Here is an 18,011-nt window from a genome sequence, read left to right on the forward strand (position 1 = left end):
TAGCAAAGCTTGGTAGGGACGGTATCAATTCAATTTGTTTTGCTTAATTAATTATCAGCAAAAAATATACAAATTATGCACAGACGCGATTAATTCCGCCTCTACTAGTTAACGACTTTAGTTCGCCAAGGTGTTGGATCAACAGATTGTCCGTTGACATACAAACCCCAGTGTAGATGTGGCCCTGTAGCAGCACCCGTTGAACCGACTGCACCGATTAGTTGACCAGCTTTCACAAAATCACCTTCTTTAACGTTAATACGACTTAGGTGCATGAAAATACTGGTTACTCCTTGACCGTGGTCAATGCCAACTACATTACCGTGTATCCGAAACCCTTGGGATACCTTACCTACCAAAGCAACTCGCCCAGCAGCTGGGGCAATTACTGGTGAGCCGGCAGCACCAGCGTAGTCAAGACCACGGTGATAGTAGTCCTTTGCAAATGTACCATTATAGTAGCGACGTACACCATAGTTTGTACTCATTCGCCCTGCGTTTGGCTTTAGGAATACTCCATTCCAATACTTTTCTGGTGTTTGTAGCGCTTTAAAAGCTGCCACGCGCTTCAGTTCATATTCTGTAGCATCCACTCCGGCTTTGCCAGGTGGCAAAGTAATGCGTTGTACGGGGAATTTGCGATTAAGCACATTCACTGCCAAGTTTTGGACTTGACCATCTCCCGCAATCCGAAGTGTTCTATTTCCAGCTGTTTCTAATGGAGTTGTCGGAACAAAAGCCCGATACTGATTGGGTGCAATTTCAAAGGCTGGGTATGTATTCTTGCCACTAGCTACTGTTGGGTTTGTACCATTTTCTGGATTATCTAGATTAATCTCCACTGATAGTGTATCCCCTAATTTCGGATTAGTTGGAGTCACCTTTACTTGTAAGGCATCTACAGGCAATGCCAAAGCGATCGGGAGAACAGCAAATATTGCCTTGAACACATTTATTACACGACGATTAGCTGTCAAAATTTTGACATCAAAACCGAGCAACTTTTTGTTTGAACTACTACCGCTATTCTCAATAATCATAGAACTACAAAAAATCCCTTGCTTGTGTTGGAAAATAGACTAGCTTATAATCGCCAGTGTTTCCTGCTTGAAGCCGATATTGTTGACAACCATAAATTTTTGGAATTCTCTAGATATTTATGGATTACAAGGGCAAATCATTTTATCTGTAATTTTAGTGAATTGGTCTTAACTCTAATAACCAAGGTGTATGACATTGAGAATGAGCATAAAATTTAACTAGATTTATGGCAAAAATGCTCTCGTAGCTTGGTATATGTGTCACTTGTTAAGCAACAAAGGAAACCCGTTGTGGTTACAGTCATTACATAAATAATACTTGAAGAAAATCTTGGAATCAACTGGACACTTTTTCGACTGGACACTAATATTACATTGTTCAGTTGAAATCGGTATGGGGAAATTACTTAAACTAAGTAAATTGACGAGGATAAATTAAATAATTCGTAATTCGTAATGACGCTCGTTCCTCGCTACCGCTACGCTAACGTAATTCGTAATTAAGTTTTGTGGCGGGGATTTAAACCCACGGTACTCGGTTAAACTAGTTTAAAGAATGTAAATATATTAATATTTGCTCTTAGTAGCGCTTTAACGCCAAAAAAACCATAATTTTAATGCACAAATATAGTCTGCCATCCCACATTTAAGATTTACTTTATAAATCGACCCTGCGAATTTTGGATTTTGGATTTTGGATTATTCTTTCGGTACAAGCCCCGTCCCTTGTGGGCGGAACAAATCTAAAATCTGACGCTCGCGGACTCACTAACGCTGCGCTATCAAGCTGTAACCCAAGAGTGGGTGCAGTAAATCTAAAATCCAAAATCTAAAATTGGTTGACTCTGAATGATGGAATACGCTAATCAACTTTAGGTTGATAGTGTTACTTTTGACTTGAGTTTGCCATCTTCCATATCAACAATGCGATCGGCAATGTCTAGGATGCGGTTATCATGAGTAACCATTAAGATAGTACAGCCTTGTTCTTTTGCCAGTTTTTGCATGAGATTAACTACATCTCGTCCCGATTGACTGTCAAGGGCGGCGGTGGGTTCATCTGCGAGAATTATTTGAGGATGACTGACTAAAGCACGAGCGATCGCTACTCGTTGTTTTTGTCCCCCAGATAGTTTATCAGGATAGTAATGCAAATGATTTCCTAATCCTACCTGCTCTAACATCTGGGCTGACTTACTTAGTATCTTTTTTGACCCAAGATGTTTATGTAATTCCAAAGCCATTTTGACGTTTTGGAGTGCCGTTAAACTACCATGCAGGTTATGTGCTTGGAAAATATAACCGTTACGCCGTCGCGCCTGTACTAGTTGTTCAGCACTCGCACCATAAAGTTCTCGTCCCAAAACCCGCAAACTACCAGATTGAGTAGAACGCAAGCCACCCACTAATGTCAGTAAGGTAGTCTTTCCCGAACCAGAGGGCCCGGTCATGATAATAATTTCACTGGCGTTAATCTCTAAATTGATATTAGATAAAACTTGCTTACGGAGTGGGCCATGACCAAAGTGGTGGTCGAGATTCTGGATGGAGATGACGGGAAGCATAACAATTTTGGATTTTGGATTTTGGATTTTAGATTGTTGATTATCCCTATGCCCAATCCCCCATGCCCATTTTTAGAACATATCAGCCGGGTCGGTGGCTTGGAGTTTGCGGGTGGCGATCGCACCAGAAATGGTACACATAATTATGGTCAGCACTAATACCTGCAATGCCCGAATCGCAGTCATGTACATGGGCAAATTTGTGGCAGTGCGAGTCAATTGGTAAAGTGCTAAAGACACTCCCAATCCGGGGAAGAAGCCCAGTGCTGCTAAGATTAACGATTCTTCAAGCACTACACCTAGCAGGTAATAATTGCGATATCCCATTGCTTTAAAGGTGGCGTATTCCCGAACGTGGGCATTAACATCGGTGGAGAGGACTTGATAGACAATAATCACGCCTACCACAAACCCCATCGATACACCCAGGCTGAAAATAAATCCAATTGGGGAATTTGTTCTCCAGAAATTATTTTCAAATTCAATAAATTCGGCGTGGGTTAATACTTTGACATCATTTCTGAGGTAGGCTTTGAGCATTGCTGCCACTTTTTTCGGATCATAGCCTGGTTTAAGAACAATCAAACCTAGACTGACACTGTTGGACTGTCGCCCAGAAAATAGCCGTAAAAAGTTTTGATCGCTGGTAATCAGGTTGCCATCAGAACCAAAGGAAGCCCCGACTTGAAATAAACCACTAATGGTAATGGTACGCCGTTCTATTTCGGTAGTCAGGGTTTTACCTTGTTCAATTTGAGCGATCGCTTTTTGATAATCTCCTCTTGCACCACGATCAAACAAGACGGTATCGGGTAATTTGATTGCTTGCAATTGCTGGTTAACATCGGGTAAATCAAAAGCTGGCTTATCTGGGTTAAAACCGATAACTAACACCCCCGTCTCTCGATGCGTTTGGGGATTCTTCCAGATTGTGTTGTTGAAATACATTGGTTCTGCTGACTTCACCCCTGGTATATCCATTGCTTGGTAAAGTCGCCGACGAGAAAATGTAGACAAGCTTGGCAAGTTACGGGCTTGGGGACTGGTTAAAACAATGTCTGCTTGCAAACTGCGATGCAGTCTGGTGTTACTGTCATACAACGCAGTTTGAAAGCCTAGCTGCATGAACATGAGAAGATCCGCAAAAGCAATGCCTGATAATGCTACAAAAAGACGGCTTTTTTCATGATTCAGTTGCAGCCATCCTAAAGGGGTTCGCCGTCGCAGTTGTTTGATCAATCTCATAATTAGGGACTGGGGATTAGGGATTAGGGATTAGGGACTGGGGATTAGGGATTAGGAACTGGGGACTTGTTCATCGACTTCAGAATCTCCCACTCTCAGTACCCAGTACCCAGTACCCAGTCCCCAATCCCCTTTTCACAATTCAATTACTGCCTTAACCTGCATATTGGTTAAGGTGGCAGCTTTGCGGCTGGAGGCTTCATCTAGTCGGATATGGACTTCTACTACTCTGTTATCGATATTGCTGACGGGATCTGTGTTAATGACATTCTGCCGTCGCACTTGTAAGCCTTTGCGATCTACGATTCCCTGTAATTCAATCGGCAGAAAATCACCAATTATTCGCACTTGCTGCCCTGAATGTACTTTGCCGATATCACTTTCGTAGACTTCGGCGATGACATACATCTGGTTAGTTTGTCCGATATCTGCAATGCCATCATTTGAGACTAATTCTCCAGGATGGGTATGGATCTCAAATACCTGTCCATTTTGGGGCGATCGCACTTCTGCCTGTTCAAGATTGACTTTTGCCAGATTCATGGCTGCTACGGCACGATTAATTTCTGCTTGGGCAACTTCTACATCCACTCCCCGTACTTCAGCGATTTCGTCAAGTGTTGCTGTAGCTTCTTTGACCTGTTGTTGGCTAGTTGATTGGGTACGATTTAACTCTGCTTGGGCTTCTTGCAAGCTTTTTTGGGCGGTTTCCAAGTTTAAACGCTTACTATCCCGTTGAGAACCAGAAATTGCGCCTTGTTGATATAGTTGCTGATAACGTTCGTCTTCTGCTTGGGCGTTACGCACTTCGGCTTGAAATCGCTCAATTGTCGCGGCTTGGGCATTAGTATCACCTTGGCGTTGGGCTTGTAGACGAGCGATCGCAGCTTTTTGGGCGTTAATTTCACCGCGTTTAGCACCTGCTTGGGTTCGGTTCAGGTTTGCCTGGGCTACTTTTACCTGTTCCTGCGCCTCTTTTAAAGCTGCTTGGAGGCGATCGCGGCTGTTCAAAATTGCAATTATTTGTCCCGCCTTTACCCTATCTCCCTCCTTCACCAACAACTTTTCTACCCGACTTCCTTCAGCAGATACCGCAGCCGAGAGTTTAATTACCTTTCCCTGTGGTTCGAGTCGCCCTAAAGCCGTTACCGTTGTTAACTGTGGCAATTGTGTTGCTGGTATTTGTGCCTCTGGATTTGCATAATTTTGCCAGCGTTTTACTATATAAAAACTTATTCCGCCAACCAATAAAGATATAGTTACACCTATAGCAACGGATGGACGCAGAATAGACTTAGGGAACGTTCTGTACCCTAGCTTTGAGTTTCGCACCATAGATTACCTCTTAACTAGTGGCGCAGAAAAAAGAACAGATTAGGCTTTTCTCCGTACTTGTTTGCTAATTCCTACTTCTTAAGTCAGTTATTGTTGATTTATCACTTCTAAGTCCATAAAATAATTTGGAAATTGTTGAGATTTTACTTAGATAAAGTGATTTAGCTGGCTCGGATAACAACAAATATCTCTACCAAATTATGAGGTTTATATTTTTAGCAAACTACTTTTGTTTTATGAAAGTACTCAGGTATATTAAACGGTTTTAAAATTCCGGGTTGTAACAGCGCCAACAATCATAATCAAATTAAGTAAAAAGGAGTCAGAATTCAGAATTGGTGAATTCTCTACCCATGTACCCTTACAGGGAAGCAAGCTACGCGCAGCGTCCCGTAGGGAAGGGATAGAGTTTTAAATGAGTGAAAAAATTTAATTTAATACTAGTTTTGCCCACAAGGGGCGAAAGCGCGTAGTGGGACGTACCCCTACGGGGATCTTGCTACGCGGTAGCTTCTCTAAGAGTTGTACGGTTTTAAACCAATATTCATTACCCAGTCGTACAGAATTCATACTGAATTCTGACCGGAGCAACGGAAATGTCTCCGGCTCCGCTCCTGAGTTCTGAATTCTTCTTATAATGTTTTTTCACGTCCATTGTAATTTCCCATGTGCAGGACATACCAACGGGAAAAATAACTAAATCACCTTTACCCATTTGCACTGGGTGTCCACCATCAGGAGTAACAACTACGTCACCTTCCAAAAAGTAGCAAGTTTCTTGAGAATCATAAGTCCAAGGAAATTTGGAAACTTCCTTTTTCCAAATTTCCCATTTAAATACACCCAATTCATTGAGATATTCAAGTCTTAGGTTGATGCTCAATTTTAATTTCCATATCGTGTTTTCTCTAGTTATGTTCAACAGTAGGATTGAATATCCTCTCCACACTGATCTACTAGATAACACAAAGCCCGAAAACGCAAGTAAACAAGTTCGTTATAAAGTGGGTTTAGTTTGCACATTGGTGGAATGTGTCCTATTTTGCGACCAAAAAGCATGATATCACGCTCGAATGGACACTGAGCAGGGATTAGTTTAGCAATAAATTTGGCTAATTTCCGATTCTGAATCTGAATTTGATCCAGCCACTGACGTAATGGTTGTAGTAAATCTAATTTAGGTTGAGTAAAATGCTTTTTACTAACTGTTTGATTATTTTCTTCTAGAGGTTTAATAAAAGCAGTCAAAAAAATACGCCGATTATTTGTTTTAAGCATAGCTTTAGGCAAGGTTTTCCTTGTATAGATGAACTATTTGCCGATTCAAAATATTACCATGTAATCTCTCTGGACAATTTACATTGTGCTTGTAGATTCAGAAGCAAAGTAAGCACAATGCAAACAATTTACATGCATCTTTTGGAGGGGAAATTGTTTAACTAATTGTTATTTAAACCCACCAAATCATGAAGAACTGTCCCGTTAAATACAAAATAACAAAGAAAATATAAAAATGGCATTTCTTTAACTTATGGATTTCTAATCTGTAAGATAGCAATCTTATATATTAAAGATAAATGCCTGGTTTTGAAACTGCCTAGTATCTAGAGATGTAATTTATGGCAGACAAATATAGTTTTATTCTTACCCCATATACACTTCGGTAGGATTAACCTTTAATATCTCTCGATTTTATGGCATTGAATATCTATATTTTTGTCTGATATACTACACCAGCCAACCTAGATATTATCTAATAAGTAGCTATAAATCGTTTGATAAGTCTAAACTAATCCAAACTCCAGTTCTATGGAGCAGCACAAGATGTAGCGGTGAGTGAAGAGTTATGAGGCATTGCTGTGGGTACTTGAGAAACCAGAACTACGTTCCCATTCGCATCTATAATCCACCCTTGGGCTTCTACAATTTGAGTAGGTTCATTGACAGAATTCACTTTCTGTGATTTTTCTTCTGTATTTCGCTGCGCCTGAGCAACTACTCTTTTGTGAATAGCTTCAGCACGATTCTGAACTTCTGGGGAGAGTGTGATCCAATCTGCCAGCACGGCATCATCAGCGATCAATGGCTCTGTGGGATCGGCTACTAGTCCTCCACGCCCAGTAGTAATAAATGAACTCCTTCTTATTCTTCCACTAGAATTACAACTAGCAACAATTTGCTGCGAAACATCAACTAGATTTACGGGCAATTCTACCAATCCTTTACTGGGGTCGGCATCTGGTGAGTTGATTTGTACAGTACCATTTAATGAAGGGTTTTCCTGAGAGAATGCAGTGATATCACTTGTTGGCAACCTACTTGGGTCTAGTGGATCTTTAGGGTTTAACAGCCTCTCTAGGTCTGTACGGGTGCGTGGCACGAAACCAAATATGTTATTAGCAGTGATTGTGATTTTACCACCAGAGCCAAAGTTGGCGTTGGCGGTGATATCGTTATTTCCAAAGGGAGTGGCCACAAGGAAGCCATTTGGTGCATAGATGGTGATATTACCGCCAGTTTTATCACCCCCAGCATTAGTGGATATTTGGCTGTCGTGGCGCATCAATAATAAGTCCCGCACCTGTAGCGTAATGTTACCGCCCTTACCTGACTCACTATCAGAAGCGAGTGTCCCTTGATCCATAAGTATAGAGTTAGCGGTTACATTGAGTGCGCCTGGTGTACCTGGATTACTTGCATCTCCTGTAGAAATTGGAGTATCTGGAACTTGAACGCTCACATTTATTTCAGCTCCATCGCGGACAATCAATTGCCCTGTGGTGATGTTCACTTTTCCTGCATTTCCATAACTTAGAGTCGAAGCAAACAAACCACTGGCGTCATCTGTCACTGAGGTTCCGGCTATCTCTACTGAATCCAAGGCATTAATAGTTATGTTCCCTCCTTTTCCTTCAGATGGAATCACTTGTGAGTTATCTACCACTCCACTAGACTCTGCCGTTATTTCTGCCCCATCTTTAATAAGCAATCTCCTAGTGTTGATGGTAATGTCACCCGCCTTTCCTGCACCAGCGCTTATACTAATAAACCCAGTAATAGTATTTGGCAAGGTACTACCAATTAGATCCACGGATTCCGAGGCATTCACTATCAAATTTCCTGCTGCACCGCTGCTTCTAGTAGAAGTAGCTACTCTTGCACCATCCTGAACAATTAATTTTCTAGCATTAATTGTTAAGTCTTCGCCGTTTCTGCTACCTGTAGTCTGACTTATCAAACGTACACCCTGACCAGTTAGTTTAATGAAGTTGCCCTGTACGTAGATATTACCACCACCCTCACCACTAGCATCTACCTGAGATGGAAATTCTTGACCGTCAGCAGTTCGCTGGATTAGTTGAATATTCTGGAAATTTTGGACGCCTTCATATACAAAACTCCAGCCTTGGTCTATCGGTTTCAAACTAACTAGACTATTACTAGCAACACTTCCTAGCTCAATTTGTCCCGATGGTGCTGTTAAATTTCCGCCCTCTAGAGTTATGTCACCACCTACAAGGGCCAAGGTTTTGCCTTGCCGTACTTGTAGACCAACAGGTTGCTTGAAGTCATTCGTTGTTATGCCATCTGGACTGGCTGCTTGAGATTGATTGCGGATGGGAGCCGCAGTTGCTCCGAATTGCAAACCAATGGGAACACTTACTGTCAGCAAGGGTGTGGCTTGGGGATTTGTGGCACTAAACTTTGTACCATCGGGAAAATTCAGACTACTCGCTGTACTTGCAATAAATGAACCACCAATGTTTAAAGAAGCATGAGTACCAAAAATAATCCCATTGGGATTAATTAAAAACAGGTTAGCTGGGCTATTAACTTTAAGGATGCCATCAATATTAGAAATTGAATTACCTGTTACCCGACTAATAATATTCTGAATACCCTCTGTATTTTTAAACTCAGCCGTAGTCCCATTGAGTACAGAAAACTCTTTAAAACTGTGGAATAAGTTGTTTCCTAATCTAGTTCCACCTTCAATATTTGTGATATTGCCCTGTGTTGTAACTTGAGAGTTATTAGGTAGAGTGCTATCCTGGGTGATTTGGGCAATAGCAGAAGTTCCAGAGAAAGCTATTGCCCCACTTATTAAAATTCCTAACCCTTTAAACCTGCCACACAGAATACTCATAATTAATAATAAGCTCCTCTAAAAAAGTAACATTTGCTAAATGTATAATATAGCGGTTATCGATTGGATGAGAACACCAAAGTCCTTGCTGTCAAATCATTTCAGCAAAGTTTTTGTATCTCACTGAACTGCACACCGCTATATTGACGCTGTAGTTCTATTCAATGAACTAACTATATCTATCTCAAAAAGCCACAATGTTAAACTTGTTAATATACGTTTTTTTATTTACTAAATATGACAAGATTCTTATTTATAATCATATAACATAGAGACACAATCAGATTGTGTCTCTAAAAAAACTATGATCAAAAGCAATAATTCTAACTTAAATGCCAATAAGTTTACTCATTAGTAGCAAGATTGTCAACTTAATTACTGAGAAGATTGCTAATTCATTTAGATATGTTTAGTTTAATATTAAGTTGACAAAACTTATAAAGATTAATGGCAGGGACAGGTAACAAAGTCGTTTATATCATTTGACCAACAAGTGCAATTTGATACTCTGATTGGTTTACCTGGAATTGTTAGTAAAGATTTCTGAACTTGCTCGTCTCCACCAGCATCACTAGATTGGAGTTTAGTTAAATCGAGTGTGTACTGAAATTGCAGAACTTCTTGTGTTGATATACCGTAATCTTTGAGTATCTGACTGAATTTACTATTCTTCAGAATCTCATGCAATTCCTGCTGAATTTCGTCTTGTAACTGCTGTAATTTTTGAGGATCAATAACTGCTTGTTGTGAAGTTTGAGGTTCCATGAATTTTACTTTCCTTGTAGACTGGTAAATGTGTGAACGTATCTTGTGATGTACTAATTTCAACTGACTTCCATTAGTACAGTTTGGCAATAAAGGAATCAACTATACAGAGTCTAGAGTGGCACGAGAACATTAGGTTTCTAACGCTCTTGCGAACTCTCGTAATTATGAAATCAGCTTGGCTAGTAATAATTACGGATTTAGTTACAAAACTTCATATATTTCTGTGGGATTTTCTTAAAGCATTCAGGATTTACTTACGTAAAGGTAAGGTTTTTTGTCATTGCGATCGCTCGCGTAGCGTCTCCCTACGTAAGTGCTGTTATGGTAACAAGGCGGGATTATTTCCAAAAAATGGGGGTAAAAAGTATATAACTCCTCACCCCTCAATCTTCTCAATTCAACTCTAAACTAGGCTCCGACAGCTTCCTTGGCGGCGTACAACACTTCAGCGTTAATTTCTTTGAAACCGCGATCGCGGGCAAATTTCTCAGTATTCCGCTTGACTTTACCGCGAACAAATCCCGGAATCTTATTCAATTCTGCTTGACCATCTTTTGTCCAGTTGAGATCAGAATCAGCAGAAATCCCTCTAGTAATCACTTCTTTGGTATCATGGCCGCCGAAGATTTCTAACAGGTGATCTTCCATTCCCAAAGTGAAGGAATTGTAGATCAAATCTGTAATCTGATTCGTTCCTTCATAACCCATAAATGGTTTGTAACCGATGGGGAAGTTTTGGACGTGGATTGGTGCAGCAATTACACCGCAAGGAATATCTAAGCGCTTACCAACATGGCGTTCCATTTGAGTGCCGAAAATCGCGGAGGGCTCGACACGAGCGATCGCATCCCCAATTGCACCATGATCTTCGGAGATTAACACTTCATCGCAATACTCGCTCACCTGTTCGCGGAACCAGTCTGCATCATATTTACAGTAGGTTCCAGCCCAAACAACGTGAATCCCCATTTCTCGCGTCAGAATCTTGGTAATGGCGGCGGCGTGCGTGTTATCACCAAAGACCACAGCTTTTTTGCCAGTCAAGTTTTGACAGTCAATGGAACGGGAGAACCAAGCAGCCTGAGATACATACAGGGTTTGCTCATTGATGAAGTTTTCATAGTCAACTTCTGCACCTTGAGCGTTAATTACCTGTTGAATCTTGCGAATACAACGGGCAGTTTCCACTACACCCATTGGAGTAATGTCTATATAAGGTGTGCCAAATTGTTCTTCCAGGTAACGGGCTGTAGTCAAACCGAGTTCACGGTAAGGCACCAAGTTAAACCAGGCTTGGGACATCTTCTTCAAGTCATTCACCGAAGCACCTTCAGGAATTAAGGTATTTACTTCAATCCCCAAGTCAGCCATCAGCCGTTTGAGTTCGGTGCAGTCGTGATTATTGTGGAAACCAAGGGTGGTAGTACCGATAATGTTAACTGAGGGTTTTGCTGTTTTGCCCTCAGGCAATTCGCCGCGCTTACGGGCTTTTTCAATGTAATATTGGACGATTTGATCCAAAGTGCGATCGGCGGCTTGGAGTTCGTTGTAGCGGTAGTGGTTTACATCCGCCAGCATTACATCTCCCTTTGCTTCCAACTGCGCCCGTTCCACAAAGTTGTGCAGATCCTCTTGCAAAATGCTAGAGGTGCAGGTGGGAGTTAACACAATCAAATCTGGGTGTTCCTCGGCATCCTTACGGGTGATGTTATCTACTACCTTCTCTTGGGAACCGCGTGCCAAAACGTTGCGATCGACAACACTCGTTGTCACTGGAGTGAAATCTCTCTCCCGCGATAACATGGAGCGCATGACGTTAAAGTAGTCATCGCCAATGGGAGCGTGCATGATCGCATGAACATTTTTAAAAGAACTAGCGATTCGGAGAGTGCCGATATGGGCTGGGCCAGCATACATCCAGTAAGCCAATTTCATGTTTGTGTTTTCCCTTGTCAACTCAAATAAATAAGTAAGTGGGCGTAAAAAATATCCGATAGACCCGATCGCCAACCCCTTCGGTCCGTAGTTTACCGCCGTAGGCATCGCGCCGCGTGCCGTTGGTAGAGAAGGGGAGTAAGATTAAAGCCAAGGGGAGGGGGTCTTATTATATTTAATTCAGCCCATCTACTTATCAGTGCTTGATTATTAAATCGTTTCTGATTTTCTCAAACCTACTGGCTAAGAAAAAATAAGGTTTGTTGCGGGTTTTCAGGGAGGTAATATGGCTGAAACTCAGTTAATGCTTGGGATGAGGCTATCTATATAGACAATATTCATGTTGTTTATGTCAAAAAATCTTAATGTTCCGGTAAATTTGTTTATAATATCAGTTCTTAGTTAATTTCAATACATAGCTAACAAGAACAGCCCCTTCCCTGGTTGCCGCAGGTAGTTATACAAAAGTTCGATTATTCCCATCAAATATAGCAATTTCTTGTTTATTCATTGTTTCCCAAGGTAGGTAGAAACCCCACCCCTTGTGGGTGACTGTCTTTAATTTTGAATTTTGTTAGCGCAGCGTTAGCGAGTCCGCGTTCGCGAAGCGTCTCGTAGAGAGCGTCATTTTGAATTTTGAATTGATTCATACCTACCTAATTAGCGATCAAACTGTGTAAATATGGAACTTTTTTAGGTAATAAATGTCAATAAAACTATTCTCAGAAAAAATTCACTTGAAGTTTGAAAGTGAATCGAATACCCTAAGCTAGTAGACAATTTTCTCAAGTAAATCTATGAACAAAAAAATTCTTCTGAATTTGCTTTCCACTTCCTCAATTTTTGTGTCGATGATGTCTACGCTAGTGGCATTTCATCCTGCCCATGCTAGTGGTAGTATTACACAGCGATTAATGCACACACGAGACGGTCGTACCTGTATCACTAACCCACATGGTCAACAAGATTTTGTGTGCATTCGAGATTCAGAGAGAAAACGTCCGTATACCTCTACAAGTGCCTCAACTATTGTGACATCAGTATCAAATCAGAATGTTGCCATGTTGAACTTTACTGAAGCAGAAAGCGATCGCGCAATTCAGTTATTTGGCTGCGACTGCCCATTATGTATAAATTCTTTGCGTCAGTTGCAGGGTACTGGAAACTTGGTGTACTAAGATTGAATAGCGTTGATAGCGACCATAACTTTTGTGAGACACACGTGATTAATCACGTATAGAAGATATACAAAACCAAAAAAGCATTTTTAACGAAGTACCAGTACTATTATTTGGTTAAATGTAAATTCATTGTAGGGGCAATTCATGGATTGCCTCTACAGCGTCTAATTTTGCTTAAGTCCTGAGAGAAAAAGACGCAGAAATTCTCAAGTACTCTGTGTACGTAAGAGCGTCTTGTTTATTCAACCACTTCATTCACTGGGAATCGATCAATCAGCTGCATCGCTCGATAGGCATTGCGTTGGAAAGAGTCTGGCAAATGGGGGACATGGGGTATCTGCGACAATAAATCCAATGTCCGGCGTAAAATTCTCACCACATCGCCTTCATCTAAAGTGGTGTTCTCACAAAGTTCTGTCCACTCGATTCCTAGTGCCCATTGTTCGACTATGGCAATTAACTCAAATTCCAACCATATAGGCAGCGCTACGTTATACCGCCGTTGTAGTTGGAACATTTGGCGACGAATTCCCCGCAATTTTGCTAAGGCTTCTGCCACTTCATTACTAAGCTCAAAGTTAACCTTACTATCTGGGCGGGGCGTTTCCATCACTAGAGCTGCTGCTGCTGCTGCTAAATGATGCGGATCTAAGTTGTCCAATTCACCACTAGCGAATACTAAACCCAACCACAATTCATTTTCACCCCGAATGGCAGCAGCGATTCGCCCTAATACTGTGGGGATTAAGTTATCCAAACCGCCAAAGTGTTGCAGAATTGCAATTAAATTCAGAAACTCTTCCCAATGACGTTGTGACTGTTGCTCTACTTGTCCTTGCAACTGTTCGAGTTCGGCTTCTAGTTCGACATAGCGGGCGCGGCGTTTGAAAAGCGTTGCCGCATTGCCTGATTGATGTAGGGGATGAGCTTCTAATTGCTCTTGGACGGCGGTAGTGCGACTGAGTTGTTCTGCTACTTCTGGTGCCAGATGCAAAGATTCTATCGGATTGGGGATACGCGATGCGATCGCAAATGTTTCTTGATTACCACGGCGCGACTGTCCTGGCTTCAAGGGCATTTCTGGCGGTGGTAGCATATCAGGCGGCACTTCAATTCGCGGCAGTTCGGCATACAAATCGACTACATCCCCGGTGGTTGCCACATACCAACGGTTATCATGCCCCAAGCATACCAAATAAGGAGCTTGACCAGAACCAGGCGATTTTCCCACTAATACTGCGGTTACAGGTGAAGACACGGTGATATTTTTGCCTTTGAGACTCAACAGAGTTCCTGATACCGCAAAGCCCAACATCATCACCAATTCTTCTTTGCGATCTTCTTGTGCTTGCTCTTGCAAGGTTTTCAATATCTGGCGTTCCACTTTCAGCCGTTGCCGCAATTTTTCATAAACAGCCAGTTCATTTTCATCAACTGCGGCTATTTGCTCATGTAGTTGAGCTAATTGGGTTTGTAATTCGGCAATTTCATCATATTCCGGTCTTAAATGCAAGGTGGCCATGTACTGCCCAAAACTGCGCTCTATCAGTTCCCTGGTTTGCTCTAGGGTATGCGTTTGCAGCAAGTTGAGTACCATGCCGTAACTAGGCGTAAACTGGCTTACTAAGGGGTCTGGCTTGGATGTTCCCAAATACGCAGCTTCTTTGGCTCCTTCAAAGGGAGTTTGGACTGTCACCACATGACCTTGTTTATCCATCCCCCGCCGCCCGGCTCGTCCCGCCATTTGCAGGAATTCCGAAGCGTTTAATAGGCGATGCCCAGTATCAGTCCGCTTAGAAAGGGTAGAAATTACCGTTGTCCGAGCAGGCATGTTAATTCCCGCCGCTAATGTCTCGGTGGCAAATACTACTTTAATCAGCCCTTGCTGAAATAGTTCTTCTACCAGCGCTTTCCAAGCAGGCAAAATCCCGGCGTGGTGGGCAGCAATTCCTCGGTACAGGGGGGCAATTTGTCCAGAACGCCCAGCTTCAGGATTGCGGGCTAAAAAGTCATCAATTTGTTCCCGTAAAATTTGGGATTCTTCACTATTTACCAGCCATAAATCTCCCACTTCCGCCACCGCCTTATCACATCCCCGACGGCTGAAGATAAAGTAAATCGCTGGTAGCATATCCCGTTGCTCTAACTGACTGAGGGTAAAAATTATACCCGGAGCCTCCGGTCTACCACTTCTCCCTCTGTCCCTTTCTCCGCCTTTCCCCTTTTTCTTCTGAAGGCGGGGGTTAATTTTAGTTTTGCTATCATTCAGTAGAGGAAATAACCCTTTAGGATTGCAAAAGTGAAATTCCAAGGGAACTGGGCGAAAATCGGAGTAAATCAGGTCTGTTGGGCCGTGAACGCGATTTAGCCAGTCGGTGAGTTGATCGCTATTGGCAACCGTTGCTGAGAGGGCTGCCAGTTGCACTTCACGAGGACAATAGATGATTGATTCTTCCCAAACAGTACCGCGCTGGCGATCGTTCATGTAGTGGCACTCATCAAGGATTACCGCTTCCACGTCTACCAATGAGATGCCTACTTGCCCAATGGGTGTACCGTAGAGCATATTTCGGAAAATTTCTGTGGTCATCACCAAAATCGGTGCATCCCTGTGAATGGAGGCATCTCCAGTTAACAGACCGACTTGATCAAACCCGAATTTTTCTCGAAAGTCACGTAATTTTTGATTCGACAGCGCTTTTAGAGGAGTGGTGTAAAATACACGTTTTCCTCGCGCCAGGGCACGGTAAATAGCGTATTCCCCGACTAATGTTTTGCCCGAACCTGTAGGGGCACATACAACAACGGAGCGTCCAGCGTTCAGGGACGCGATCGCTTCTTTTTGAAACTGATCCAGATCAAAGGGAAATATAGACCCTAAGTCAAGTTCTGGAGACGGTGCAGGATAATTCACTCAATCACATTTGCAACCAGATTGTTTACTATACTAACGAGTCTTTTGTCAACTTCGTTAGGGATTGGGTATTGGGTATTGGGTATTGGGTATTAGGGATTAGGGATTGGGGATTGGGGATTAGGGATTGGGGATTAGGGATTGGGGATTGAAAATATTTTCCAGTCCCCAGTACCCAGTCCCCAGTACCCAGTCCCCAGTCCCCAGTCCCCAGTCCCCAGTCCCCAGTCCCTAGTCCCTAATCCCCAGTCTCTCATTTTCCCAGCTCTTGCGATCGCTCTGTGGCAGCTTTCACTGCTTCAATTAAAGCGGAACGAAATCCTGCCTGTTCTAGCTTGGCAATCCCCGCAATGGTTGTACCGCCAGGGCTGGTAACACGATCTTTGAGTTCTGCTGGGTGCATTTTGGTTTCTTGCAACAGTTTCGCTGTTCCCAGTACGGTTTGCAAGGCTAGTTGATTGGCAATTGCTCTAGGTAAACCTGCGGCGACTCCGCCATCTGCAAGTGCTTCTACTAACAGTGCCACGTAAGCGGGGCCGCTACCAGATAACCCTGTAACTGCATCCATCAGCGCTTCTGACACTTCCACCACCTCACCTACAGCAGAAAAAACTTGCTGTGCTATTTGGTGATGCAAGGCATTGGTATATGCACCTGAACAAATTGCGGTAACTCCTGCTCCCACAGTGGCCGGGGTGTTGGGCATTGCTCTAATCACTGGCAATTGCACAAATGCAGCTTCTAGCTGACTTAAGGGTACACCCGCCAAGATGGAAATAATTAGGGGTGCATGTTCTCTATGAAGAATATCAATATCTGCTAATTCTTGAGCGATCGCACTAAATACCTGCGGCTTCACTGCCAAAAAGAGAACTTCTTTTGCTTCGGTGAAAACTCGGCTATTATCTGTAGTCACAGCAACATCATATTGCTGTTTTAAAAAATCTAAGCGTGAAGGTAGCGGTTCGCTAACTATGACTTCTGATGATTGATAAATTCCACGCGCAATAAGGCGGGATAAGAGCGCTTCTCCCATTACCCCACCACCAATTAAGCCAAATTTTATAGTCATTAGTCATTGGTCATTAGTCATTGGTCATTAGTCGTTTGTCATTTGTCACTATGAGCAAAACCCAGGACAAATGACAAAGGACAAAGGACTAACTACTAATTTAACTTTATTGTGCCATCCGGTTAGTTTCGTTGCCCCAGCTTTGATTTGGAGTACCTGTAGTCGGGCGAGATGGACGTACCGGTGGTTGTGGTACTTCATGAAGAACGCCACCTTGGGTACTAACTTGGACACAGCTTGGTGTAAACAAAAAGATGCTCTCACCGATGCGTTCTTGATGTCCATCTAGTGCGTAAGTACCACCTGCAACAAAATCTACTGCTCGTTGAGCTTGATCTGGGTCCATGATTGTCAGATTTAATACCACTGACTTGCGTTCGCGCAGCGCTTGAATTGCCTGGGGCATTTCTTCAAAGGTGCGTGGTTCGAGTACTAAAACTTCCGAAATTCCGTTAATTGCTCCTGGCATACCAATCACATTCCCCATTGGCTTTTGACCTGCTGTCATATCATCTCCCATTGTAGGCACTGGTTCCCGCCAGCGTCGATTTTGAGCGGCTGTGCTTTCTTGTGGTGCTGGTTGGGGATTTTCTTGCTGATACAGATTTTGGTAATTATTATCTGTTTCTGGTTCTTCTTCGTAATACTCGTATTCCACTTGCTCATTTAGACCTACAAAGTCTCTGAGTTTGGAAAAAATGTTGTTCATTGTGTGTGTACTCTCCTGGTGCGAATAGCCTGTATTGACTTGGCTGAGGATTAGTTGAGCTAGGAGCGACCGCTACATCGGTGGATACTTCAGCAAGTGT

General features: G+C 42.6%; 12 protein-coding genes and 1 pseudogene. 1 reads left to right on the forward strand and 12 read right to left on the reverse strand.

Features of this window, described 5'->3' with window-relative positions; genetic code table 11:
• Nucleotides 1-104: 104 nt before the first annotated feature.
• The 9 genes and pseudogenes from V7K76_RS09315 to bchB all read right to left on the reverse strand — a co-directional run bounded on the left by V7K76_RS09315 (nt 105) and on the right by bchB (nt 12,035).
• Nucleotides 105-1,040 carry a M23 family metallopeptidase gene (locus V7K76_RS09315; RefSeq protein WP_334776376.1) on the reverse strand — a complete coding sequence of 312 codons (936 nt, stop codon included), beginning with the start codon at nt 1,038-1,040 and terminating at the stop codon, nt 105-107.
• Between the two features lie 872 nt (nt 1,041-1,912).
• Nucleotides 1,913-2,605, reverse strand: coding sequence for a DevA family ABC transporter ATP-binding protein (locus tag V7K76_RS09320; RefSeq protein ID WP_334776377.1), 693 nt, complete (start codon nt 2,603-2,605; stop codon nt 1,913-1,915).
• Between the two features lie 72 nt (nt 2,606-2,677).
• A complete protein-coding gene (devC, locus tag V7K76_RS09325; protein ID WP_334776378.1) occupies nt 2,678-3,850 on the reverse strand; it encodes an ABC transporter permease DevC in 1,173 nt (390 codons plus the stop codon).
• 135 nt (nt 3,851-3,985) lie between these two features.
• Nucleotides 3,986-5,185, reverse strand: coding sequence for an ABC exporter membrane fusion protein (locus tag V7K76_RS09330; RefSeq protein WP_334776379.1), 1,200 nt, complete (start codon nt 5,183-5,185; stop codon nt 3,986-3,988).
• Between the two features lie 634 nt (nt 5,186-5,819).
• Nucleotides 5,820-6,081: pseudogene (locus V7K76_RS09335) on the reverse strand (cupin domain-containing protein); the annotation flags it as partial.
• Nucleotides 6,082-6,103: 22 nt separating this feature from the next.
• Nucleotides 6,104-6,463, reverse strand: coding sequence for a Mo-dependent nitrogenase C-terminal domain-containing protein (locus V7K76_RS09340; RefSeq protein WP_334776380.1), 360 nt, complete (start codon nt 6,461-6,463; stop codon nt 6,104-6,106).
• Between the two features lie 529 nt (nt 6,464-6,992).
• Nucleotides 6,993-9,332: a two-partner secretion domain-containing protein gene (locus tag V7K76_RS09345; RefSeq protein ID WP_334776381.1), complete on the reverse strand. Its 2,340-nt coding sequence runs from the start codon at nt 9,330-9,332 to the stop codon at nt 6,993-6,995.
• A gap of 444 nt (nt 9,333-9,776) precedes the next feature.
• A complete protein-coding gene (locus tag V7K76_RS09350; protein WP_334776382.1) occupies nt 9,777-10,097 on the reverse strand; it encodes a hypothetical protein in 321 nt (106 codons plus the stop codon).
• A 411-nt stretch (nt 10,098-10,508) separates the two neighbouring features.
• Nucleotides 10,509-12,035, reverse strand: coding sequence for a ferredoxin:protochlorophyllide reductase (ATP-dependent) subunit B (gene bchB, locus V7K76_RS09355; RefSeq protein WP_334776383.1), 1,527 nt, complete (start codon nt 12,033-12,035; stop codon nt 10,509-10,511).
• Between the two features lie 797 nt (nt 12,036-12,832).
• Here bchB and V7K76_RS09360 point away from each other — a divergent pair.
• Entirely contained in the window at nt 12,833-13,213 is a 381-nt protein-coding gene (locus tag V7K76_RS09360; protein ID WP_334776384.1) for a hypothetical protein, read from the forward strand.
• A gap of 241 nt (nt 13,214-13,454) precedes the next feature.
• On the opposite strand, the gene V7K76_RS09365 is transcribed toward V7K76_RS09360, so the two are convergent.
• From V7K76_RS09365 to V7K76_RS09375, 3 genes are all read right to left on the reverse strand, one after another.
• Complete coding sequence (locus V7K76_RS09365; RefSeq protein WP_334776385.1) at nt 13,455-16,130, reverse strand: DEAD/DEAH box helicase; 2,676 nt, start codon at nt 16,128-16,130, stop codon at nt 13,455-13,457.
• Nucleotides 16,131-16,383: 253 nt separating this feature from the next.
• Nucleotides 16,384-17,202: a pyrroline-5-carboxylate reductase gene (gene proC, locus V7K76_RS09370; RefSeq protein WP_334776386.1), complete on the reverse strand. Its 819-nt coding sequence runs from the start codon at nt 17,200-17,202 to the stop codon at nt 16,384-16,386.
• Nucleotides 17,203-17,308: 106 nt separating this feature from the next.
• The gene (locus V7K76_RS09375; protein ID WP_334776387.1) at nt 17,309-17,911 is read right to left on the reverse strand and encodes a cell division protein SepF; all 603 of its coding nucleotides are present in this window, start codon (nt 17,909-17,911) and stop codon (nt 17,309-17,311) included.
• Nucleotides 17,912-18,011: the final 100 nt, after the last annotated feature.

Source organism: Nostoc sp. (assembly GCF_036917975.1).
GTDB lineage: Bacteria > Cyanobacteriota > Cyanobacteriia > Cyanobacteriales > Nostocaceae > Nostoc.